The sequence below is a fragment of the Desulfurococcus mucosus DSM 2162 genome, assembly GCF_000186365.1.
GTDB classification, from domain to species: Archaea; Thermoproteota; Thermoprotei_A; order Sulfolobales; family Desulfurococcaceae; genus Desulfurococcus; species Desulfurococcus mucosus.
Genome location: NC_014961.1, coordinates 724,003 through 745,846, shown reverse-complemented (window position 1 = coordinate 745,846; position 21,844 = coordinate 724,003). Strand labels below are relative to the sequence as shown.

Genomic DNA, 21,844 nt, shown 5'->3' with positions numbered 1-21,844 from the left:
GAACATTATGTCTCCACGGTGTTTAACGCTTGTTTCCCGGCGACGCGAGGACAGCCATAGAGGACTTCCTTTCAAGATACGGTGAGAAAGCATTAGTCGTTTTAAGGATCGCCTACAATATTGCCAGGGACCCAAACATAGACCACAGGCTCGGCGACTTCAGCTACAAGCACATAGTCTTCAAACTCTACGAGGCCGGGGTAACATACAACCCGGTTAACCTACTGAAGGTCATGGAGAAGAACTACGGGATAATAGAGAAATCCTATACCTCAAAGAACCAGACCTGGTGGAGGTTCAGAGACATAGACTCTGTGAGAGACGCCATAGAGGCCTACACTGGCTCCAGGGGAGAGGAGGATCCAAGGCTTAAACTCCTCGCCATAAAGTACAGGAGCATGGAGCCGTTGAAGATGCTCAACACCTTGCACAAGCTGGCAGTTAAGGATAAGCTCAGCGAGGTTGACAAGGAGGTTTTCCGCGGGCTCGTCTTCAATGAGCTCGAGAAGGTGACAAGCATACTCCAGGAGATGATGCGGTACGAGGAGGCTTTTTCAAACGAGATCAGGGTTCTCAACGAGATACTGGGGCTTGCAGAGGCGGTTGCCAGAAAACTAGAAAAAAGCCGCCAGGGATCTACCAGTAGCTTGAGGTCTCTCCAGGCTGAAGGGGTCCCGTGGGGCAATGATAATTCATGACGCCATATGTGAGAAAATACTGGTTTCGCTTAGAGGCGTGCTTGCACATAGGCTGAGCAGGCAGGGGCTCAGCCAGCACAGGATCTCCTCCCTGCTACATGTATCACAGCCCATGGTAAACAAGCTGTTGAAGAAACCTATGGAGGAGTATCTACGCCAGCTCCATGAGGTAGGCCTTGAGAGAGAGGTGGTTGAGTACTATGTGGAGATACTGTGTAGCCTCGCATTCAGGGCTCCGCGTGACAGGTTTGAGCTAGCCAGCTACCAAGTGGTTAACACCCTGGCGCTTAAAGCGGTTTGCTCGAAGTATAAGGAGATATTTACATCGTGCTCAGAGGGGCTGCCAGTAGACCCCGATGTAGAGTACTATAGGGTTGCGTTGCTCAGGATCACGTCCATAGAAGGGCTCCACAGGGTTATACCTGAGGTGGGCTCAAACCTAGTCTACGCACCTAGGCCGCCTGCATCAGTGTACGAGATAATAGGGTTAACTGGGAGGATAACCCGTACCCTTAACGGTGTAGCTGTCACAGGGGAGCCCATGTATGGTGGGAGCAGGCATTTGTCAAGGCTCCTCCTCACGGTGTCAACTCTTAACCCGGCTAAAAGAGTCGGGTTCAACACGAGATACGAGGAGGTCTATGTCGAGGCGCTCAGGGATCTGGGTCTCAAGCTCGCCGTGAGCGGTCCTCACGAGGATGTAGAGGGCTTCTGGAAGAGAGTGGAGATGGCTGCGAGGGAGAAGCCGGATGCCATAGCTGATCTCGGAGGTAAGGGTCTTGAGCCAGTGGTTTATATTTTCACCACAGACTTCAACGAGCTTGAGAGAATACTCGTGAGCCTGGTGAAGAGGAATCCATGACTAGCGATGTATGCATTATTGGCGGCGGAGCCGTTGGGGCAACAATAGCGTACTTCCTCTACAGAGCCGGGTTCTCAGGGATACCGGTGTACTACGGCCGTGAAGAAACCGTTAAAACAGTGCTACAGCAGGGCGGGATAAGAGTCCACGATAGGGTTGAAGGCGTTGACATCCTAGTGCCAGTGGTGCCGAGGCACTATGAGAGCCCTGTCGACGAGTGTAGGTTCGTCTTCAACAGTGTGAAGGCGTATAGTGTACCAGCCACAATGGTGCTTGCAGAGGAGATCCTGGCAAGCGATGGAGTGCTCTTAATGCTACAGAATGGTTTCGGCAGCCTGGAGCTCGCTGAGGAGAAATTCGGCTCTAAGGCTGCAGGCGGGGTTGTTTACTTCGGTGCTGAAAGGGTTTCACCGGCTCACATAGTGTATCACGGTGGACGCACAATCATAGCCGGCAGCAGGCTTGGCTTACGTCTCGAATTAATGGAGTTGAGCAGAATGTTCAGGCTTGGTGGTTTCGAGTTCAGGGTTGTATCCAACATAGATTACTACAGGTGGTTGAAGCTGGCTTTAAACGCCGTGGTCAACCCGTTGACGGCTATAGCGAGATCCAGGAACAGGGTTGTTTTAACCGGGCCCGGGCTGGAGCTCGCGAAGCTTATACTCTCAGAGTTCACGGAGGTGGCGCGTCGACATGGATACCTCTTTGAGCCTAGAAGACTACTAGACTATATTGTTAGCAATGTGAGGAGTACAGCTGACAATCATTCAAGCATGGCTCAGGATGTAGCAGCAGGTAGTCCTACCGAGGTGGACTACATCAATGGCTTCATAGCTAGGGAGCTCGGGAGGGAACCCTCGGTGAACGGGCTTATCACGCTCATGATACACCTTATAGAGGAGGGTGGCCGCAGGGACTCTGCAACGTAGGCGACATAAAAAATATCAGTCCCGCTAATAGTAGGCAAGCTATGTGGAGGCGGTGGTTTTGAGTACGAGGATAACGGTCAGAGACATAGTTAAGATGAAGGGTAGGGAGAAGATAGCGATGGTGACAGCCTACGATTATGCAATGGCTAAGCTAGTGGACCAGGCTGGTGTTGACGTAATCCTCGTCGGTGACAGCGTTGGAATGGTTGTCCACGGCTTCGACACAACGATACCTGTCTCAATGGATATGATGCTGATACATGTGGCCAGCGTTAGTAGGGCTAGGCCCCGTGCACTCGTCGTCGCCGATATGCCGTTCCTCAGCTATGAGACAAGCGTGGAGGAAGCGGTGAGGAATGCCGGGCTACTGATGAAGGCCGGGGCAGACGCGGTGAAGCTTGAGGGGGGAGGAGAAATGAGTGATGTAGTAAGGGCTCTTGTGAGAGCCGGCATCCCGGTGATGGGTCACATAGGGTTAACGCCTCAGAGGTCATTCCTCATAGGCGGCTACAGGAGGCGCGGGTTAAGCGAGAAGGAGCGGGATAGGATACTGGAGGATGCAAGGGAACTCGAGAGAGCCGGCGTCTTCTCCATTGTGATAGAGTATACTGCGGCCGATGTAGCCGGCGAGGTCACAAGGGAGTTGAATGTACCCACCATATGTATTGGTAGCGGGCCGTTCTGCGATGGGCAAGTGCTCGTCCTACACGACCTGCTCGGGTTAACGGAGCATCCTCCCCCATTCGCTAAAGCCTACGCTGACCTGAGGAGCATGATAATAAAGGCTGTCGGCGAATACGCGAAGGAGGTCAAGGCCGGGGTTTTCCCAGAGGAGAAACACTACTTCTACTCTAAGAAGACTTGAAAACGGCTTTGATAAATACCTCTAGGACGCCTACTCTCTCCGCCTTAATGAGACCCTGAGTCCGAGCACCACTATGTCACGGTTGAACACTACTATGGCGATCAACATTACTGCAAGGGTTGCCAGCACCGCTATGGAGACTGAGAGAGCTGCGTAAACATACTGGCCTGAGAGAGACGCGTTGATAACCACGAACGCTATTGGCACGATGCTTAATCCAGATAGCACGGCTGTTATGGTGTTGAGGGGCATGCCGAGGTACATTACGGCGAACCCGACTCCCATGAACAACAGTATTATAGGGGTTGAGAGGACGCCGGCCATTCTCTCATCGCTGACCACTGCTCCAACCAGCACGCCCATGGCGCCCGAGTATATGAGGCCCAGCACCATTGAGAATATTATCAGTGCTATAACGAAGGGGCCTGCCACGCTCATGGTTGATTGAATGAGCTGCGACGACTCATTACCGACCATGCCGCTGGGCACCACTGAAGCCAGCATAAGGAGCATTGCAACCATGTATGCGGTTCCCATGATCATTGATGCAACGACCGCTCCAATTATCTTGGCTACTACAACGCTTCTACGTGGGATCGGTTGAGCCAGCAGCATCTCGAATGCTTTCTCAACCTTCTCTATGGCTGTTGCCTGTGCAGCGTAGGCGGCGTTTATACCGACCACGAGGCCTATGAGCGTGGGTATCATGGAGAGTACTCCGACCACGGCGTTGAACTCGGCTACTGTCATTGTTCTCCCATATATTCTCACATAGTTGTCAACGACCACCTGCTTGCCTGGTTCAACTGAAACATTATAGAGCTGGCTGATCGCGACGGGCAGGAGGTTTGAAAGCGTTGAGGCTATTGAGGACACAACGGAGAGCCTGGCTTGGCTTATGATGGGTGAAAGGCTTTCTATTTTAACGCCTCCCTTAAGCATCAGGCTCCTCCCAGGTGTAGTGGCGTTTACAGTGAACCCTCTTGGTATGAGTATTGCAACACCAGCTTTCTCAACGGCTTCGTCAAGGCTACTGTAGAATCCCAGTGAGCCATTAGTGTAGTGGTTTAAAACGGCGATCAACTGGTTTACGAGTGGTGTATCTTCCTCTTTGACCACGCCTATGGATATTGAGGAGGCCTCCCGTACAGCTGACTCAACACTCGTCCTCATGATGCCTCCAAGCGATGCATAGAACACTACGAGTATGATTATCGACATTATGAACGCTGGGTTCTTCAGGAAGCTCTTGACCTCCCTTACGACGAGGGGTTTAAGTGTCACCGGGTTACACCTCGGCCACGGTTTTAAGCTTCATGAATACATCCTCTAAGTCTCTTCCAGCCACCTGCCTCTTCAACTCATCGACGGGGCCCTCGGCGATCAACCTCCCCTTATACAGCATGCCGACGCGGTCGCAGAGCCTCTCGACCTCCAGCATGTTATGGCTGCTGAGAAGCACGGTTAAGCCTAGCTCCCTGTTGTACTTCTTAACCAGATCCCTTACATATATGCTTCTCTCGACATCCAGGCCCGTGGTGGGCTCGTCAAGGATCATCAGTTTTGGCTTGGAGGCTAATACAACGCTTAAGGCCAGTATCCTCTTCATGCCCTTACTGTAGGTTCTAACAGGTTTCCTGAGGCTGTTGCCGAGGTCCGCTATTCCAACAGCCTCTTCAACAGTCTCCTCGAGTGCCTTCCCCTTGAACCTTAGTGAAAGCATGAATCTAATGAAGTCTAAGCCTGTTAAATCCCTGTACGCACCTGCCTCCTCGGGGAGGTAGTTGATAAGCTGCCTCGCCTTCAACGGCTCCTTCACAGCGTTAACCCCGTACACCAGTACTTCACCGGAGGATGGTTTTATGAGTGTTGCAACTATCCGGAGAGTCGTTGTCTTACCGCTGCCATTAGGGCCTATTAACCCGTATATCTCACCGCTCCGCACATTGAAGCTTAGATCCCTTACGCCGATGCTTCCCCGCCCATACAGCTTAGTGAGGTTCCGTACTTGGAGAGCATATGTCTCCATGGTAGAGTTCCCCGTGTTTACACCGGTCATTTTATATTCGCGTCACTATATTTATATGGGAACCAGAGGTGTTGCCGATTGAGGCATAGGCTGCTCTACCTAGTGCTGGACGGTATGGGTGATAGACTGAGCGACCCGGTGACAACCCTGGAGCTCAGTGTGAAACCCGGTTTAGACTGGGTTGCAAGGAACAGTAAATGCGGGTTAATGTATACTGTGGGTAAGGGGATAGCCCCTGAGAGCGATGAAGCAGTGATCTCGATCCTAGGGTACGATCCCCACGAGGTTTACACCGGGAGGGGGCCTCTCGAAGCGTTGGGTGCCGGGCTTGAGATAAGGGAGGGCTACGAGGTGGCTTTCAGAGCCAACTTCGCCACCATAGACCCATCTACACGTGTAATAATCGATAGAAGGGTGGGTAGGAGCCTCTCGACAGCGGAGGCTAAGGAGCTGGCTAAAGCAGTTGATGGATTGGAGCTAGGGATCCACGAGGGATACGCCAAGGTGGTTGCGACGATAGGGCATCGCGCAGTGGTGGTGATCGGCAGTAGAAGGCATAGGCTTTCACCAATGGTGGACAATAATGATCCAGCCTATAAGAGACATGGCATGGTCAGCGTGGCAGTGCCATCTCCATCTAGAAAAGTACCGAAGATAATGCCACTGGACGATACGGCTGAGGCGAAGGTAGCGGCCGAGATAGCGAACGAGTTCTTCGAGAGATCCCTTGAAATACTTTCAAAGCACCCTGTGAACGCGGAGAGAGCTAGAAAAGGCCTGCTCCCTGCAAACGCCATACTCATGAGGGATGCCGGTGGCTCACTACCCAGGGCGGTGAAGCTACCCGAGAAATACGGGTGCAGGTTTGCAGTGCTCGCCGAGATGCCTGTTGAAGTAGGCATAGGTAGAGCATTCGGTGCAGAAACAATAATAATGGAGCCGCCTACAGGGAACCCGGCCAGGGACTATGAGGCCAGGTTGGAGACGGCGCTCAAGGCACTCGGGGACAACCACATAGTCTACGTCCACTTGAAGGGCCCGGATGAGCCCGGCCACGACGGCGACGTGGAGTCCAAGAAGAAGAGGATCGAAGAGATAGACAGGTACTTTGTGCAACCATTAATAGATGAGGTAAGGGACAAGTATGCTTTAATAGTTACAGCCGACCACGCAACCCCTCCGAGCGTGAAGGCGCATACAGACGACCCGGTACCCGTGGCGTTCTACATGCCTGGCATAGAGCCGGATGGAGTCAGCAGGTTCACCGAGAGAGACTGTGGGAAAGGCAGCCTCGGGCTCATCGAGCACGGATGGCTCCTCCTACCAGGGTTGATCGAAAGATATCTCTCCAAGTAGAAACAGCTCCAAAGGGTGGTTTTTTGAGGGTCAAGGTGCCTCTCCACGTCTCCGGGCTATGGATACCCTTCAAGTCGGAAAACCCCCTTGAGACAGGTAGCTATGGGGCTGGGTTGAACCTCGACCTATACATGGAGGCTGAGGCTACTGCAGGGGACTGCGGTATTAGGGTAAACAACGAGACTGTTCTAAGGGATCAATCCCTCGAGATATGCAGCGGGGGCCCAGGGGTAAGTGTAGGCGCGTATTCACCTGTATCACTGGGAAGCGGCTTCGGCTTGTCGGCCGGCCTCCTGATAGCGCACGCTCTTGCAGCATACCGTGCCAAGGGGCTTCCATCACTTAGAGCGTTTCAAGTAGCGCATGTCCTCGAGGTGAAATACTCAACGGGGCTTGGCGACGTCCTCTCCGAGTACACTGGGGGTTTCGCCATACGCTTAAAGCCTGGTGCTCCAGGTGTTGGAGTGGCTCACCGAGTAATGCTCCCCGAGAATCCTGTGCTAGTGGTGGGGGAGCTACCCTACAGGGAGCCCACACATATGATGCTATCTAGAATAAGCAGTAGCCTATACAGTGAGGCATTCTCCTACTATAGGAGAATCGTTGAAACCGAGGATCTACACGAGTTCTTCACGTATTCCCAGGCATTCACTAGGAGGATATTTGACTACTCCACGGTCGACAAGGTTCTGCAAGGCGTGAAGGGTGTGGTATCGTTCTACCTTAAGAAAGCGGCTCTCGTGATATGGGTTGAGGATGAGTACGCATTAGAGGTATCTGAGTTATTAGGCAGCAAGGGGGTAAAGGTGTTCACGACAAGGGTTTCAAGCAGAGGTGTCACAGTTGAATATTCCACCAAATCACCCGCGAAGAGAGAGCCTGCTAATCAGGGAGAGACTGGTTGAAGGCTTTAAGAAAGGCGTCGTGGCCCCAGAAGGGTTGATAGCGCATGGACGGGGAGAGTGTTTTGACTACCTCCTCGGTGAGAGAACGCATGATTTCGCCTTGAAGGCGGCTAGGGTTGCAGTAGCACACATGCTGCTGGCCAAGCACCCGGTGATCTCGGTTAACGGTAATACGGCTGCCCTTGTCCCACGGGAGATCGTTGAACTCGCTGAGACCGTGGGGGCGAAGATAGAGGTCAACCTGTTCTACAGAACCAGGGAGAGAGAGGAAGCCGTGGCCAGGCAGCTATTAGAGCACGGTGCAGTAGAGGTGCTCGGGGTCGGAGAAGACGCATCCGCCACGATACCGGAGCTATTCAGTGAGAGGAGGCGTGTGAGCCCCCGAGGAATACTTATAGCGGACGTGGTCCTGGTCCCCCTGGAGGATGGTGACAGGACGGAGGCTTTAAGGAGGATGGGTAAGACGGTTATAGCGGTAGATTTAAACCCGTTATCGAGGACTGCACGTGCAGCATCAGTCACCATAGTGGACAACATAGTGAGAGCAATACCCCTGATGATCAAGGAGGCTAAGCAACTTAAATCCATGGAGAAGGCGAGGCTTGAGGAGATGATTAGGAGCTACGATAACAACGCTGTGCTCCAGGAGGCCCTCAGGGCGATCCTTGAAAGACTAAGAGAGCTGTCGTCTTCTCAACTCCTCATTAACCCGTAGGCTGCCTCAATCCCGTTGGTCGACCAGCGCATGGGAAGCACAATCAATATATTTCCCCTCCATCATCAGCCACTGTAGGGAGATACTTGAGGAGATATATCTCCGTAGATGAGGTCTGCGTTGAGCTACTCGGGGACGGCGTCACGGAGATCGCAGAGTCGTTTACATCATCGTTTTCACGACGATACCTCCCAGATCCCAGGCTTGCCGACTACTGTAGCACTGTAGATATCGAGGTATCCTGGATACGGGGCACGGGCTTCAGGGTGCTTGCCACAGGATACTATGATGTGCTTCCAGATAAATACGTGGTGGAGGGAGCCCCGGTTGAACCATACGTCAATGAAGCCCCCGTGTTCTTCCTGATACAGGCACTTGCCAGGAGGTTGGCTCTACGCGACCGCTTCATATTAACGGACTCGGTGAGCATACATATTCCTCGAACAGGTAGGGCTGTACTGCTACTGGGCTATCCCCATACCGGTAAAAGCACTATTTCCAGCATAGCGTACTCAAAGGGGTTCACGGTGCTGTCCACGGAGAACACCGTGGTTGAGGCCTCGGGCAGCGGGCTCCGGGTAAGGGCTGGTTCATCGATACTTGTATTCGACCCCAGGGTCAAGGAGCTGTATGGGGTCAACGTTTCCCCGCACTATACAACGAGACACGGCTACGGGGTCCTCGACATCGGCGACGAGAAGCGGGCCAGCCTCCTCAGGGATGGTGTGGAGGCCTCCTCGATATACATCTTGCATACAAGCTTCTCGAGTAGCGGGGTATCCGTTGAGCAGGTTAAGGGGCGCAAGATAGGTAAGTTGCTATGGTACTTCGCCGTCAGTGTGTTGAAAGGACTGGACTTCTATGAGCCGGTGCCGCTCAACATGCCTCTTGAAAGCCTGGAGAACCGTTTACTCGGCTTCCTCAGCACTATCAGGGAGAAATATGAGGGCAGGGTCTTCGAGGTCTTCGGCTCCCCCCTAGAGGTTTTCACAGAGATAGCTAGGCGTGAAGGCGGCTCGCTATGAAGTCCCCTATCACCCTGGCGACCTCGGCCTTGAGCTTGTACCCCTTATCCAGTACCTTTCCCTCGGAGACCATTACTACGTCAAGCATATCCTTTCCGAAGCCCGCGTTGCTTGATGAGACATTGTTGCCTACGACTAAGTCGGCACCGTAGTCAGCTGCCTTGTGGAGGGCTCGCTCAACCAGTTCTTCACCGCCGCATGTCTCGGCAGCGAACGCTACGAGCACCCTGGGTCTCTTAACAATGGCTCTTATAGTCTTGGGAGTAGGCTCCAGCCTCAGCTCGAGGACGGGTTTCTCCCGTGTAGAGATCTTTGTTTGCATTGTGGTCGCGGGCTTATAGTCTGCTGGTGCTGCAGCGAAGACGGCTGCATCATAGTTCACTATGCTCGTCAGCTCCCTGATCTTGTCAGCCATCTCACTGGCTGATTCAACCCCGAAGGCTCTGACGGTGTAAGGCGGCTTAACGGCCATGGGACCGTGCACCAGGTCAACGGATGCTCCTCTGCAGGCTAGCTCCCTAGCTACTAGAACCCCCATTAAGCCACTACTAGGATTAGTTATTACTCTGACCGGGTCTATGTGCTCCCGTGTAGGGCCTGCTGTCACGAGAACCCTGCGCCCCCTTAGATCAAGCCCTCTGTTGACTACGGCATCAATGCAGTGTGAAAGGTCATCTAGCGGGGGATACTTTGCCTTATCCTCCTCCACCATGGGTGGCACTATGATGGCACCGTATTCTTCAAGGATCCCTGTGATCCTCTTATACTGGGGGGAATTCATTAAGCGGAGGTTCATAGCTGGCACCAGCATCACTTTCTTCCCAGACCCCATCATTGTAACTGCTGTAAGCGTCAGCAACTCGTCTAAGACCCCGCCCGCGATCTTAGCCATGGTGTTGAGTGTAGCCGGGGCTATGATCATCGCGTCCCCCCAGCGTGCTAGATCTATGTGCTCCGTCTCACCGCTCATCTCGTGGAATGGCTTACTGCCTGTCGCCCAGTGGACTAGGTCTGGGCCTATTAACGTCAGGGATCTCTTGGTCAGCACTACCCTCACGCTTCCCCCCATGCGTATGAGCCTCCTCGCTAGATCTATGGACTTATATATGGAGGAGCTCGCGGTTAAACCGAGGACAAGGTTTCTTCCCTGGAGGGGTTGGTGGAGATACCTGGTTATTTCCTCAGTCATTAGTGAACCCCATTAAGGCTTTATACCTTTAACTCCACTTATAATGTTGCATACTGGAACACGGCTTTCGAGGGCATGCCTATGGATGCGTCACCGGGGAGACCCCATGTCGACGCGTTGTTTAACACGGCCTTGGAGAGGTTGCGCAACGAGGCCCCTGGATACAGTATCAGGAATGCTACCAGTAGCGACATCGACAGAGTCATAGAGATAAACATGGTTGCGTTACCAGAACACTATCCCAGAGGCTTCTTCGAGGAGCTGTACGAGGACTACGGTAAAGCCTTCTACGTGGCTGAAGCACCGTCAGGCGAGGTAGTCGGCTACATTATGACGCGTGTCGAGTGGAAACCAGGGTTTTTCCACAGGTTCCTCGCGAGAAGCGGTCACGTGGTTAGCATAGCGGTTTTAAGTGAGCATAGAGGGAAGAGCCTCGGGTATGCCTTAATGGCCCATGCAATGAGATCCATGTACTACGAGTACAAGTGTAATGAGACATACCTGGAGGTAAGGGTATCCAACACCCCGGCGATCTCCCTCTACGAGAAGCTCGGATACAGTAAAGTGAAGGTTGAAAAGGGATACTACCTTGACGGTGAGGACGCATACGTAATGGCCAGAGAGCTTCCATAGGTGGCTCGGCAAGTATTTATCCCCTGTCCACATATATCCGTGGAGATGATGGTGACTGGGATGGAATACAGGAGTATAGCTGATGTAATGAACAAGGATATGATAGGGGCACACGTATGCATAAGGGGCTGGATATACAGGAGGAGTGTCGTAGGTGGTAAAGCCTTCATCAGGGTCAGGGATTCCTCAGGCGTAATACAGGTCGTTGTAGACTCGGGTAGACTTGGCGAGGAGCTCGTCAACGAATTGAAGAACATAGGTCTAGAAGCCAGTGTCATGGCATGTGGCACGGTAAGGGAGGAGCCCCGTGCCCCAGGGGGATACGAGCTGGAGGCAGAGTCATTCAAGATAACCGGGTACAGCAGAGACTTTCCGATAAAAGGTGGTGAAGGCCTAGAATACCTGCTCGACAACCGTCACTTATGGATCAGGAGTCCCCGCTTCGCTAAAATCCTTAAGGTCAAGCACACCGTTCTAGAAGCCGGCAGGGAGTATTTCACATCTAACGGATGGTGGGAGGTGAACCCCCCGATACTCACCGCCTCAGCCTGTGAAGGAGGAGCAACACTCTTCCCCGTTGATTACTTTGGGCAGAAAGCATATCTCAGTCAGAGTGCGCAATTATACCTAGAGGCCTTGATCTACGTCCTAGAGAAGGTTTGGAGCCTTACACCAAGCTTCAGAGCTGAGAGATCGAGGACGAGGCGTCACCTCGCCGAGTACTGGCACCTGGAGCCTGAGGCAGCATGGTACACCATGGAGGACATGATGAGGGTTGCAGAGGAGCTCGTATCCCATATAGTTAGAAGGGTTCTAGAGGAGAGGAGGGGTGATCTCATAGATCTCGGGAGGAACATAGAGAGGCTTAAACCAGCTGCAGAACCCCCGTATCCACGGATAAGGTATGATGAAGCAGTGGAGATCCTGCAGAAGAAGGGCGTTAACATCAAGTGGGGGGATGACCTTGGAGCCGATGAGGAAAGGATTCTAACCATGGAGTTCGAGAAACCCTTCTTCGTCACACACTTCCCGAGGCAGATAAAGAGCTTCTACATGAAGGTCGACCCATCAAACCCAAACGTAGTGTTAGGCTTCGACCTCCTTGCACCAGAAGGCTATGGTGAGATAATCGGCGGCGGGGAACGCGAGGACAACTATGATGTACTCTACCAGAAGATCGTGGAGCAGGGCTTGAACCCGGATGACTACAAGTGGTACCTGGATCTAAGGAGGTACGGTAGCGTCCCCCATAGCGGCTTCGGGCTCGGCGTTGAGAGAGCTACCATGTGGATCGCTGGGTTAGACCATATAAGGGACACGCTTCCCTTCCCAAGGTTCAGGGGGAGGATCTATCCATAGGGCTCCGAGCACCAGGATTGGCGACACTATACTGGAGAGGTTGCGGAAGACACATAGACTCGAGCAAGGAGACTTCGCAGTATCCGAGAAACACATAGAGACAACCTCATTATTCGAGGTGCTCGTAGCAGTAGTGCTAAGCCAGAACACTAGTGATAGAAACGCCGTCAAGGCCATAGCGAGGCTAAGGGAGATCGGGCAGGGGAGGATCACCCCGCAGGTAATCCTCTCAATGGAGCAACACATGCTGGAAGGCATCTTGAGGCCTGCAGGCATGTACAGGAACAGGGCTAGGGTTTTGAGGAAGCTGGCTGAACTATTCCAAGAGCCGGGTTTCACCGAGAGGCTTACCGCTGAGGTGACTCGTGCAGGCGACGTGAATGAAGCACGGAGACGACTCATGGAGTTACCGGGGGTAGGTGAAAAAACCGCCGACGTAGTGCTCTTAAGGTACTTCGGTATACCGGTGTTTCCAGTCGACACCCATATATCAAGGATAACTAGGCGCATGGGGTTTACTGAGACGGGCCGGTACAGCGATGTCTCATCGTTCTGGATGGAGAACACGAGTCCATGGAACTACCTGGAGCTACATCTATACCTGATAACACATGGTAGAAGGATTTGCAAGGCACGGAAACCGCTTTGCGACGAATGCGTCCTCAGGGATCTATGTAAACACTACCAGCAGGGTAGGCTATCACTATACTAGATGGCTGGTGAAAACATTTTATAGGCCTTTGTATTGCCTGTTTCCCTGGGTTGATGATTATGGGTTTGGGGAGGTGGTGCCCCGGCTGTGAGGGGTGATGGGAGCAGTGCACCAAGCCCCTTGGGGCCTCGGAAGCCTCGCGGAGGGCCCCGTGCCGTTGGGCTCCATGCCCTGTGAACCCGCACCGGAGGCGGCTTGGCTACCCATGAAGGCGTGGATGGGGAGAAAAACCCTAGATATAAACGATATAAAGAGATGAGGATGAATATTCAGGGGCAAACGGTACATGGCTAGAGGTAGCCTAATAAAGGAGCTGGCCAGGGAGATCCTCGGCGAGGAGAAGGCTGGAAAAGTATGGAAGAGAGTCGAGTTCATCGGGGATCTAGCCCTGATAAGGGTTCCACTCGGCATGGAGCCCTGGGAGTTGAAACCATTAGCTGAAGAGCTCCTTAAGCGCTTCAACTTTGTTAAAAGCGTGTGGGCAGCGATCCCAGGTGTTGAGGGACCCTACAGGTTAAGAAGCCATGTACTGCTCGCCGGGGAGGAGAGGAGTGAGACCATATATAGGGAGCATGGATGCGTCTTCAAGGTGGATATAAACAAAGTATACATATCGCCCAGCCTAAACTACGAGCACCTTAGGATCGCACGCTTAACGAGACCCGGCGAAACAGTGTTAAACATGTTTGCAGGAGCCGGGTTGTTCAGCATAATAATAGCTAGGCATGCAGCCCCTAGGAAAGTATACAGCATAGACATCAACCCGTACGCCTACCAATACATGGTTGAAAACATAAGGCTGAACCACGTGGAGGATATTGTTGAACCAATCCTAGGGGACGCAGGAGAAGTTGTAGACTCAAGGCTCTCCAACTCAAGCGACAGAGTTCTCATGCCATACCCCGAGCTAGCCCTCGACTACCTTGACAAGGCGTTAAAGGCGCTGAGGGGTGGAAGGGGCTGGATACATGTATACCTCCACGTGAAGACGCTCAAAGGAGAGCACTACCTGGTTAAAGCTGAAGAAGCATTAAGGAAGAGGCTTGAATCACTAGGCCTAGGAAGCTACGAGATAGCCGGGAAGAGGAAGATAAGGAACGTTGGCCCCCGCATGCACCAGGTTGTGCTAGACGTTAAAATCCCCTGAAGACTGTTCACTAGGTAAAGGTTTTAAGCTAGTTTAGCCACTGGAAGCACTGGAGGCGTGGCGGTGAATGGGGGCTCTACTGGATGCGTGTTCCCCCGCCTCGATGACAGCGGAGCAGCCACCAGAGGCGGGAGAATATACCTGGTTCCCCGTAAGGCGGGCCCAGTGGTGCCCGCTGATGCAGCCCCCGGTGAAATACTGAGAATAGATGAGGTATCGGAGGGGAAGCCCGTGCCCAGAATAACTATACGAGCTATCACATGGCTTAAGAAGGTGTAATGCTTGAAGGCACCTCATACAGCAACCCTTATCATGGTCATGCTTTCACTGCTCTCAAACCTCTACGCAACACCCACGGTGGCCGTGCCGGAGACCTGTGAAACCCTCTACTTTATTAACGCGATTAAAGTATACAACTCAACAATCAACGAGACACTTATGCTTGAAACCCCGCAGAACATAACGCTTGTCGAAGGCTTCTATCAGAATTCATCAGCGATCTACGTGTACAACCTGGAGTTTAATGAGACCGCGGGCTACTTCACTTTTAAAGTGGCGATGAATCAAAGTTTCTTCGGATTCTTCGTATCCGAGGTCACCGTATGCCACCCGGAGGGCTCGGCACTCCTAGACTACTATTCGAAAGCCCTAGGGGACCCCTCGTATACCCCGGTTCCAAATAGTACCATGCCGCATGAGCTCGTTGAGAAATACGTGAGGAAGCCGTATGCCAAGGTAACCAATGTAGTAGTACCAGCCTTCGAGGAATGGTTTAATGAAACACACGGGGTTCCAGCTTCCTCTGCCAGCGTGTTCGGCCTGGCTGTGAACGCGGCCTTCTTCACGTACAGATACTACTTCACGTATAATGCGTCAGATCTCCCCAGGACGATCGACGAAGTAGTGGACTCCAGGCAGGGCGACTGCGATGACATGTCGCGTGTACTAGTGGAACTGTTAAGCTACTACGGCATACCCGCAGTAATAGCCTCAGGCTACGTGTACATACGTGACATAGGTGTTAACGGGGTACTCTCCACCAAGATAGGTAATGTGACATACGTCTTCAAGCATAATGGCCCCCATGCATTCGTCCTCGCATACATACCTGGGCTAGGGTGGATTTCACTGGACTTTCTAGCAGGTAGCCTACTCGACTATTCATTCGTCTTCGAGGGCTATACGCGTGAAACATACGTGAATGAAACAGAGGTCGGAGAAGTGGTGGATCTCCACAGGGAGATCACGGCTGTCCAGGTATTCTCAATCATGGAGAGAAACGAGTATCTCTCAATGTTCAGTGGCCCCGACTTCACGTTACCCGCAAGGATGGAGGCGTTCATTGAGAGCCTGGCCGGCGGCCCCGGGGGGAAGCCAACGTCACCGACCACCACGCCCACCACTACCACGATGACCACGCCTTACACGACTACTGGCATCCAGTCGCAGCCTGCACAAACCACTAGTGGTGCCGCCACTAGTGGAGGGATGCATGTGGATGGCCGACTACCCGTGATACTAGTGGTGCTCGCGGTGGCAGTGTTTACTCTACTTGTAGCTATCTGGTTAAGCCGTCGCCGCCTCACTTCTTCCGTTTCTTCTCCTCCTTAGCTTCCACCTCATATGCTCTGACTCCAACGCCCAGCAGCTTCTTCATAACGTCCTCTAGGAACCGTATATGGGAGCCCTTCTGCCCCACGAAGGCCCCGTAGCCTTCACTAGTCACCTTGACAGCGAGGTTGGGGCCTGCGAAGTCTGCATCCACTATATGCTTGTGTATCCAGCTCACTGGATGTATGGCTCTGATCAACGGCTTGAAGTCTAGGGATAACTCAACTGCCCTGAGCCTGTATCCAGTGTCCTTCTCGATCCCGGTTATTCTTTCGCCGCCTTTACCGACAAGTCTCCCAATGTATCCCTCCTTAACTATTATCACGGCGTCCGGTGATCCTTCCCCGGTGATTCCATGGTGCTTCTTCAACTCCACGAACTCTACCACGGTGACTATGTCGGCGTCCGGTGCCCGTACCCTCGCTGCGTCGATTACCTGTTTCTCAGCCTCGTTGAGTACTCTGGCCCTCATCCTGGATTCAAGTAGGAGTTTTATCCCTCTCCGGGCCCCGGGTCTCACTATGTCTTTGAGCCCTAGGTCTATGACCTTGGCGGAGTCCTCTCCGAGGAGGATCTCCCTTAGCATGCTTGCGGAATCCCTGCTTCCCACAGTCCTCTGGAAGACTGGGTCGCCTGCTATGATGAGCCTGCTGTTCCTCCCTATCCTCATAACTATCTCAATAGCGCTCTCCACCGGTATGCTCTGGGCGTCGTCGAGGAATATGATGGAGTCGTCGAATGTTCTTCCGCGCAGGTAGTGTGAGTCAGCTATAACTATCAAGCCCTTCTCCATTAACTCCCTTATAAGGCTCCACTCAACGACCCCGGATGTTATATCCTGTATGTAGGAGGACGCTAACTGGTAGTAGGAGTCACCGAGGTCTGCTGCCGTGAGCTCCTTGCCTGACACAACATCTATGAGGGGGCGTGAGATTATGAAGCGCTTATACCTGTTGTTGAGCACGGAGTCCACGCCGTACAGTATGCTTATAAGGCTTTTCCCCGAGCCCGTTGGACCAAACAAGCCTATGATCTCGTATCGCTTATCGCTCAGAGCGTTCACAATCTCCTCTTGACCAGGGGTTTGAGGGCTTATCTTGCCGAACACATTGGTCGCCATGCTCTCACCCCGGTGCTGATAACGTTTACAAGCCTCATAAACTCCAGGGATCTGCCTAGTCCCTAAATCATGTCTAATAATGCTTTTAACTTATCCCTGAGGCCATCTATCCCGGCTGGCTGGAAGTTCCCTATATGGGTGGAAACGCTTCGAAGCATATCTTTCAAGGCCTCCCTGGGTAACCCGCTTCCCTCCACGGCTTCAGCCCATACATTTGGATTCAAATGGTCGAGCCACGAGAAGAGAAGTGATGCACCATAAGCAGAGTAGGGGTAGAGCCCCATTGCCAGCAGCTTCACTATCAGGTGTTCGAGTACCGGTATGTTGAACTCGTAGGGGGCGTCCAGGTATTTCACCGGGGAGCCAAGTATCTGGTTGTCCAAGCTAGTCTTAGCTGTCTCCGCTACGAGCAGGGGCCTCGTCCTCGTTGATACGGCAACTAATCCCTTCTCACTGAGCCGTTCACCCGCCTTTAAGTAGTCTTCATGGATGCCGAAGGACTCAAGCAGGGTTCCAAGGGCTTCATCAGCACAGTGCTCTGGCAGGAGGACCCGTACCTCGGCGATCGGAATCACCAGGCCATAGAGGTTGACTGCTAAATCATTTAGAAAAACAATAGTGCAACCGCGGGATTCAAGCATCCTGGATGCTGTGGTCGCATTGCTGAACACTGATGCAGGTATGTAGGGTTCCACTAGTTAGCCTACCTCTATGGGTGCAGTGAGGTATGTTATCCTCCCGGAGCCTATGTGGAACTCCATTTTAAGAGGCATCTTGCTCGAGAACCCTAAGGTGACCATGTCCGACATCTCTGCAACGCCGAGTACGGTTGCAAGCTTTACTACGTCGTACGTCGACTTAGATGGCTCCCTTACCTCGAGTGATATTAAAGCAGGGGAGCCCTGTGTGAACCTGACTTCGGCTCTGGAGGAGCCGACGGCCCTGAAGACTAATGTATCGCTTGAGGCATCCACCTCGATCACGCTGCCAACGCTTTCCACGTCTTCAATGGCTTTTTTCACACCTGAGGATGTTAACTGGGCTGTTACCTTGAAATCTAGGTTGAATTCAGGTATCTCGGGTACGGCTACATCTATGTTCCTGAACCTGTACCTTCTCTTAGTCACGGTTCCCACGGTGAAGCCCACGTACTCACCGCTGGTTTCAATGGTGAGGTTTTCTCCCTTCCTAAGGTGTTTTAACACCTTCTTAATGTTGCTTGTGGATATTCCAACGACTTCCTCGTTCTCTACCGTGTACTCTAGGAACATGTCGCTTGGAAGAACAATCTCTATGTACGATGACTGGTCGATGTCAAGCGCCTTGATGGATATTCCTTCACGGGTTATATTCAAAGCGACTTCATCAGCTAGTTTCCCAACGGCTCCTATTATCTCCTTGAAGATCTTTGCCTCAGGTAAAACAATCCTAGCCATACTGCTTCAACCCGGGTTGATTATAATATGGTATCCGAGTATTAAATCGCTTTCCTCTACGACCCTGGGCATCTAGGAGGGTTTAACTGGTTTCACACCGAATACGTCTATGATGTACCTTATGTTGCCTAGGAATTCATTGAACTCTCTCACACTGATGAACACCACGTTTCCATATGCTCTGAAAGACGGTTGCCTCAGGGTCAGGATTACTGGGACAGCTTCCTTCAAGTGTTTGAAGACAAGGTATTTCTCCTTGAGGTAGTCGTAGTGTGATAGAGCCTTCTCCAAGCGTTCAACATGCCTGGTTCCAGCTTCAATAAGCTTCCCCCTAGTGTTATGCGACCAGTGTTTACAGTCCACCGCTATGCCGAGCCCGCTTGCCGTGTCAACGCCTACTACATCTATCTCCAGCCTAACCGGTGTTGTGAGAGTTATGTTGGACTCCACGAGGTAACCGTGCTCGCTCATCACGTAGGAGGCGAGTTGCTCGAAGTCCCTCCAGTCAACAGCCCTGCTAATCCTCTCTATGCTGACGCCTTGTTCCAGGAGCCTTAATGCTAGCTCCAATGGTTTCACAGCTGCCACGGTTCTCCCATTTAACGCTATGATATCCCTGTTCCTCTCCAGGATTCCTAGGAGGTTCTCCTCGGGGACCCTGTACAGGGCTTCCAGCTCATCCAGCAGTATTCTCCTGGATCCAAGTATCCTCAGCAGGATCTCTTTTTCCAGGCTTGACACCACTTGGATCGCCGTTTCAAAATCTACGGTAGACCGGTTTTAATATTGATGAGAAGAGGTAGGCCCAGGGCCCTGGGACTGCGAGGAGGTTGGAAGGCTATAACTATAATAGTGCACCACTATCTCTATTTAACCCCGTGGCTGAGGGTGGCTGCATTGGAGCAATCATTCAGCCTGGATGAGATGAGGAATAGCGTTTTAAAGGAGGAAGTGAAAGACGTGAGGATCGCAGCCGACATGTCTATCTGCGACCTAGTCGAGCAGCTTGGAAACGCCCACGGCTTCATGGCTGGACACGTGTACAGGGCGAGCCAGATACTTTACGAGATGATAGCGGACTCCGACGCTACAAGACTCCTTGCTTTCACAGGCAACATTGTTTCCACAGGTATCCGCGGACTCCTCGCGGAGATGATAAGGGAGGGATTCTTCCACGGCGTCATAACTACTTGCGGGGCGGTTGACCACGACATAGCAAGGGGAACTGGACACGCATACTACAAGGGTGACTGGCTCTACGATGACACAATGTTGAGGGCGCTCGAGATACATAGGCTTGGAAACATTTTAATCCCACTTGAAAACTACGGGCTGGCTGTTGAGAAGTTTACACGGCCCCTCCTCGAGGACCTGGCCAAGGTGAAGAAGAAGTGGAGTGTGAGCGAGCTCCTCTACGAGGCGGGTAAAAGGATAAGGGATGAGAACAGCATACTGCGTGCAGCCTACGAGAAAAACATACCTGTCTTCGTGCCAGGGGTGTTCGACGGCAGCTTCGGCTCACAGATAGTCTTCAACCAGGTTTCAACGGGGATAGAGGTCGACATCATCAGTGATGAAAAAAAGATAATAGACATGGTGTTCGCGGCGAAGAAGCTTGGTGCATTAATCATTGGTGGAGGAATAAGCAAACACCATACGATATGGTGGGCCCAGCTGAGGGATGGATTAGACTACGCCGTATATGTTACAACAGCCGTGGAGTACGATGGCAGCCTCAGCGGTGCGCAGCCAAGGGAGGCTATCAGCTGGGGAAAGCTGAAGCCGTCGGGAAGGCATGTAGTCGTGTATGCTGATGCAACTATAGCACTCCCCCTGATAGTTGGAGGCATGCTTTGCCGGGCGAGGAAAGGGGGCTAAGTATTGAGCTGGATTAGGCTCCACATAGGGTTGGATGATGTAGATTCACCTCTAGGTGGCTGTACAACACACTTAGCGGTTAGAATAGCATACAAGCTATCCCAGAGAAGCGATGTAGAGTTCACCGACTACCCCAACCTTATCAGGCTAAACCCGGCTGTCCCATGGAAGACCAGGGGAAACGGTGCGGTAGCATTGAGGATACTGCTCCGAGGCGAGGCGGCTTTAGATGACGTGGTTGGACTTGTTGAATCAGAGGTTGAGGAGTATATAGCTGAATACGCTAACCCAAAGCATCAGCCGTCAATAGTCTTTCTAGAGGGCGATGTCCCGGAATACCTTGGTGCATACGGTGGGAAAGCACTCTACGACTTCATCCCGCTCGACTACGCGTTGAGAATCGTTGGCAAACTAGGGGGAGCGGTTAAGGTATATGCTCCAAGAGGGAAGAGGGGTGTAATAGGCTCCCTGGCAGCCATAGGGAACCAGATGCTCAGCGGAGACTACACCTACGAGCTAATAGCCTACAGGACCCGGGAGTACATTGGTAAGCCCAGGATGGTCGACGAGGATAGCATAGTGGAGATGGATGAAGCAACCAGGGGTAGGACGATCCTCAACTATGACTATGAATCCGGGAGACCCCTCGTAATCCCCAGGGGTCCCGACCCAGTTCTATATGGTGTTAGAGGGGAGACACCGCTGGATGTCATTGAGGCATCGAAATTAATCAGGGTGTTGGAGCCCATAGAGTACATGGCTGTCTTCCGTACAAATCAGCACACCGACAGCCATCTCAAACCAGTTGGCTCCATATGCGATGTACACCCATACATGTGTGTAAGGCTGACTGGAGTAGTGGCCTCGAAGCCGAGGAGGATTCAGGGAGGCCACTTGGTCTTCAAATTATGCGATGACTGCTGCATAGATGTAGCTGTCTACGAGCCTACGAAGCACTTCAGGGACGTGGTCGGGGAACTGGAGCCAGGAGACAGGGTCGAGGCGATGGGATGCGTGAGACCGGGAAGCAGGACCCATGGTGCAACATTGAACCTTGAGAAGATATGTGTGAAGGAGCTCTCCAAGAAGACCATTACACGTAACCCTCTATGCCCTGTATGCGGTAGGAGGATGGAGAGTGCGGGAAGGGGCAAGGGGTTCAAGTGCAGGCACTGCGGCTTCAGGACAACTGAACTGGGCAAGGAGACTATTGAGGTTCCCAGGCGGCTGGGTAAGGAGTGTTATCAGCCGCCATTCCATGTATTCAAGCATGTTATGCGCCCCCTTGACAGGATGCCCCGTGGAAAGGTTTTCACTCCTAGTGAACTCATACAGCCTTTCGTATGGAAGCCCTGATGGATTCGTTCACGGCGAC

At 52.6% G+C, this 21,844-nt stretch carries 23 protein-coding genes; 16 read left to right on the top strand and 7 right to left on the bottom strand.

Annotated elements, in window-relative coordinates; all coding sequences use genetic code 11:
• Window positions 1-29: 29 nt before the first annotated feature.
• The 4 genes from DESMU_RS03795 to panB are packed head-to-tail and all read left to right on the top strand — an operon-like array spanning window position 30 to window position 3,354.
• Window positions 30-698 (top strand): hypothetical protein, encoded by a 669-nt coding sequence (locus DESMU_RS03795; RefSeq protein WP_013562278.1) that lies wholly within the window; start codon window positions 30-32, stop codon window positions 696-698.
• A complete protein-coding gene (locus DESMU_RS03790; RefSeq protein ID WP_013562277.1) occupies window positions 685-1,560 on the top strand; it encodes a thiamine-phosphate synthase family protein in 876 nt (291 codons plus the stop codon). Before DESMU_RS03795 ends, DESMU_RS03790 begins: the two co-directional genes overlap by 14 nt.
• The gene (locus tag DESMU_RS03785) at window positions 1,557-2,489 is read left to right on the top strand and encodes a ketopantoate reductase family protein (RefSeq protein WP_013562276.1); all 933 of its coding nucleotides are present in this window, start codon (window positions 1,557-1,559) and stop codon (window positions 2,487-2,489) included. The genes DESMU_RS03790 and DESMU_RS03785 overlap by 4 nt, the downstream gene beginning before the upstream one ends.
• 58 nt (window positions 2,490-2,547) lie before the next feature.
• Entirely contained in the window at window positions 2,548-3,354 is an 807-nt protein-coding gene (gene panB / locus DESMU_RS03780; RefSeq protein ID WP_013562275.1) for a 3-methyl-2-oxobutanoate hydroxymethyltransferase, read from the top strand.
• Between the two features lie 30 nt (window positions 3,355-3,384).
• On the opposite strand, the gene DESMU_RS03775 is transcribed toward panB, so the two are convergent.
• Both DESMU_RS03775 and DESMU_RS03770 read right to left on the bottom strand, forming a co-directional pair.
• Window positions 3,385-4,638, bottom strand: a complete 1,254-nt coding sequence (locus tag DESMU_RS03775) for an ABC transporter permease (RefSeq protein ID WP_013562274.1) — start codon at window positions 4,636-4,638, stop codon at window positions 3,385-3,387.
• 4 nt (window positions 4,639-4,642) lie between these two features.
• The gene (locus DESMU_RS03770) at window positions 4,643-5,383 is read right to left on the bottom strand and encodes an ABC transporter ATP-binding protein (protein ID WP_048078604.1); all 741 of its coding nucleotides are present in this window, start codon (window positions 5,381-5,383) and stop codon (window positions 4,643-4,645) included.
• 78 nt (window positions 5,384-5,461) lie between these two features.
• On the opposite strand from DESMU_RS03770, the gene apgM reads away from it, so the two are divergent.
• From apgM to DESMU_RS03750, 4 genes are all read left to right on the top strand, one after another.
• Window positions 5,462-6,739 (top strand): 2,3-bisphosphoglycerate-independent phosphoglycerate mutase, encoded by a 1,278-nt coding sequence (gene apgM, locus DESMU_RS03765; RefSeq protein ID WP_013562272.1) that lies wholly within the window; start codon window positions 5,462-5,464, stop codon window positions 6,737-6,739.
• Window positions 6,740-6,762: 23 nt separating this feature from the next.
• Window positions 6,763-7,644, top strand: a complete 882-nt coding sequence (locus DESMU_RS03760; RefSeq protein ID WP_013562271.1) for a pantoate kinase — start codon at window positions 6,763-6,765, stop codon at window positions 7,642-7,644.
• Window positions 7,583-8,359 (top strand): 4-phosphopantoate--beta-alanine ligase, encoded by a 777-nt coding sequence (locus DESMU_RS03755; protein WP_013562270.1) that lies wholly within the window; start codon window positions 7,583-7,585, stop codon window positions 8,357-8,359. The genes DESMU_RS03760 and DESMU_RS03755 overlap by 62 nt, the downstream gene beginning before the upstream one ends.
• 86 nt (window positions 8,360-8,445) lie before the next feature.
• Entirely contained in the window at window positions 8,446-9,384 is a 939-nt protein-coding gene (locus tag DESMU_RS03750) for a hypothetical protein (RefSeq protein WP_013562269.1), read from the top strand.
• On the opposite strand, the gene coaBC is transcribed toward DESMU_RS03750, so the two are convergent.
• Complete coding sequence (gene coaBC / locus DESMU_RS03745; protein ID WP_013562268.1) at window positions 9,359-10,573, bottom strand: bifunctional phosphopantothenoylcysteine decarboxylase/phosphopantothenate--cysteine ligase CoaBC; 1,215 nt, start codon at window positions 10,571-10,573, stop codon at window positions 9,359-9,361. The two genes, DESMU_RS03750 and coaBC, sit on opposite strands and share 26 nt — an antisense overlap.
• Window positions 10,574-10,705: 132 nt before the next feature.
• Here coaBC and rimI point away from each other — a divergent pair, with 132 nt between their 5' ends.
• The 6 genes from rimI (at window position 10,706) to DESMU_RS03715 (ending at window position 16,035) form a co-directional block, all read left to right on the top strand.
• Window positions 10,706-11,206: a ribosomal protein S18-alanine N-acetyltransferase gene (gene rimI / locus DESMU_RS03740; protein ID WP_245526386.1), complete on the top strand. Its 501-nt coding sequence runs from the start codon at window positions 10,706-10,708 to the stop codon at window positions 11,204-11,206.
• 60 nt (window positions 11,207-11,266) lie between these two features.
• Window positions 11,267-12,565 carry an asparagine--tRNA ligase gene (gene asnS, locus DESMU_RS03735; RefSeq protein ID WP_013562266.1) on the top strand — a complete coding sequence of 433 codons (1,299 nt, stop codon included), beginning with the start codon at window positions 11,267-11,269 and terminating at the stop codon, window positions 12,563-12,565.
• A gap of 40 nt (window positions 12,566-12,605) precedes the next feature.
• Window positions 12,606-13,277: an endonuclease III domain-containing protein gene (locus tag DESMU_RS03730; RefSeq protein WP_013562265.1), complete on the top strand. Its 672-nt coding sequence runs from the start codon at window positions 12,606-12,608 to the stop codon at window positions 13,275-13,277.
• Window positions 13,278-13,563: 286 nt separating this feature from the next.
• A complete protein-coding gene (locus DESMU_RS03725; RefSeq protein ID WP_013562264.1) occupies window positions 13,564-14,424 on the top strand; it encodes a class I SAM-dependent methyltransferase in 861 nt (286 codons plus the stop codon).
• A gap of 57 nt (window positions 14,425-14,481) precedes the next feature.
• The gene (locus tag DESMU_RS07175; RefSeq protein ID WP_013562263.1) at window positions 14,482-14,703 is read left to right on the top strand and encodes a hypothetical protein; all 222 of its coding nucleotides are present in this window, start codon (window positions 14,482-14,484) and stop codon (window positions 14,701-14,703) included.
• 3 nt (window positions 14,704-14,706) lie between these two features.
• The gene (locus DESMU_RS03715) at window positions 14,707-16,035 is read left to right on the top strand and encodes a transglutaminase-like domain-containing protein (RefSeq protein WP_013562262.1); all 1,329 of its coding nucleotides are present in this window, start codon (window positions 14,707-14,709) and stop codon (window positions 16,033-16,035) included.
• On the opposite strand, the gene DESMU_RS03710 is transcribed toward DESMU_RS03715, so the two are convergent.
• From DESMU_RS03710 to DESMU_RS03695, 4 genes are all read right to left on the bottom strand, one after another.
• A complete protein-coding gene (locus DESMU_RS03710; protein ID WP_013562261.1) occupies window positions 16,007-17,155 on the bottom strand; it encodes a PhoH family protein in 1,149 nt (382 codons plus the stop codon). The genes DESMU_RS03715 and DESMU_RS03710 overlap by 29 nt on opposite strands.
• A 62-nt stretch (window positions 17,156-17,217) precedes the next feature.
• Window positions 17,218-17,850 carry a hypothetical protein gene (locus tag DESMU_RS03705; RefSeq protein WP_013562260.1) on the bottom strand — a complete coding sequence of 211 codons (633 nt, stop codon included), beginning with the start codon at window positions 17,848-17,850 and terminating at the stop codon, window positions 17,218-17,220.
• 3 nt (window positions 17,851-17,853) lie between these two features.
• Entirely contained in the window at window positions 17,854-18,591 is a 738-nt protein-coding gene (locus DESMU_RS03700; protein ID WP_013562259.1) for a DNA polymerase sliding clamp, read from the bottom strand.
• A 72-nt stretch (window positions 18,592-18,663) separates the two neighbouring features.
• Complete coding sequence (locus DESMU_RS03695) at window positions 18,664-19,335, bottom strand: restriction endonuclease (protein ID WP_013562258.1); 672 nt, start codon at window positions 19,333-19,335, stop codon at window positions 18,664-18,666.
• A gap of 180 nt (window positions 19,336-19,515) precedes the next feature.
• On the opposite strand from DESMU_RS03695, the gene DESMU_RS03690 reads away from it, so the two are divergent.
• Both DESMU_RS03690 and DESMU_RS03685 read left to right on the top strand, forming a co-directional pair.
• Window positions 19,516-20,469 carry a deoxyhypusine synthase gene (locus DESMU_RS03690; RefSeq protein WP_420834710.1) on the top strand — a complete coding sequence of 318 codons (954 nt, stop codon included), beginning with the start codon at window positions 19,516-19,518 and terminating at the stop codon, window positions 20,467-20,469.
• A 3-nt stretch (window positions 20,470-20,472) separates the two neighbouring features.
• Complete coding sequence (locus DESMU_RS03685) at window positions 20,473-21,825, top strand: tRNA(Ile)(2)-agmatinylcytidine synthase (RefSeq protein WP_013562256.1); 1,353 nt, start codon at window positions 20,473-20,475, stop codon at window positions 21,823-21,825.
• Window positions 21,826-21,844 lie beyond the last annotated feature (19 nt).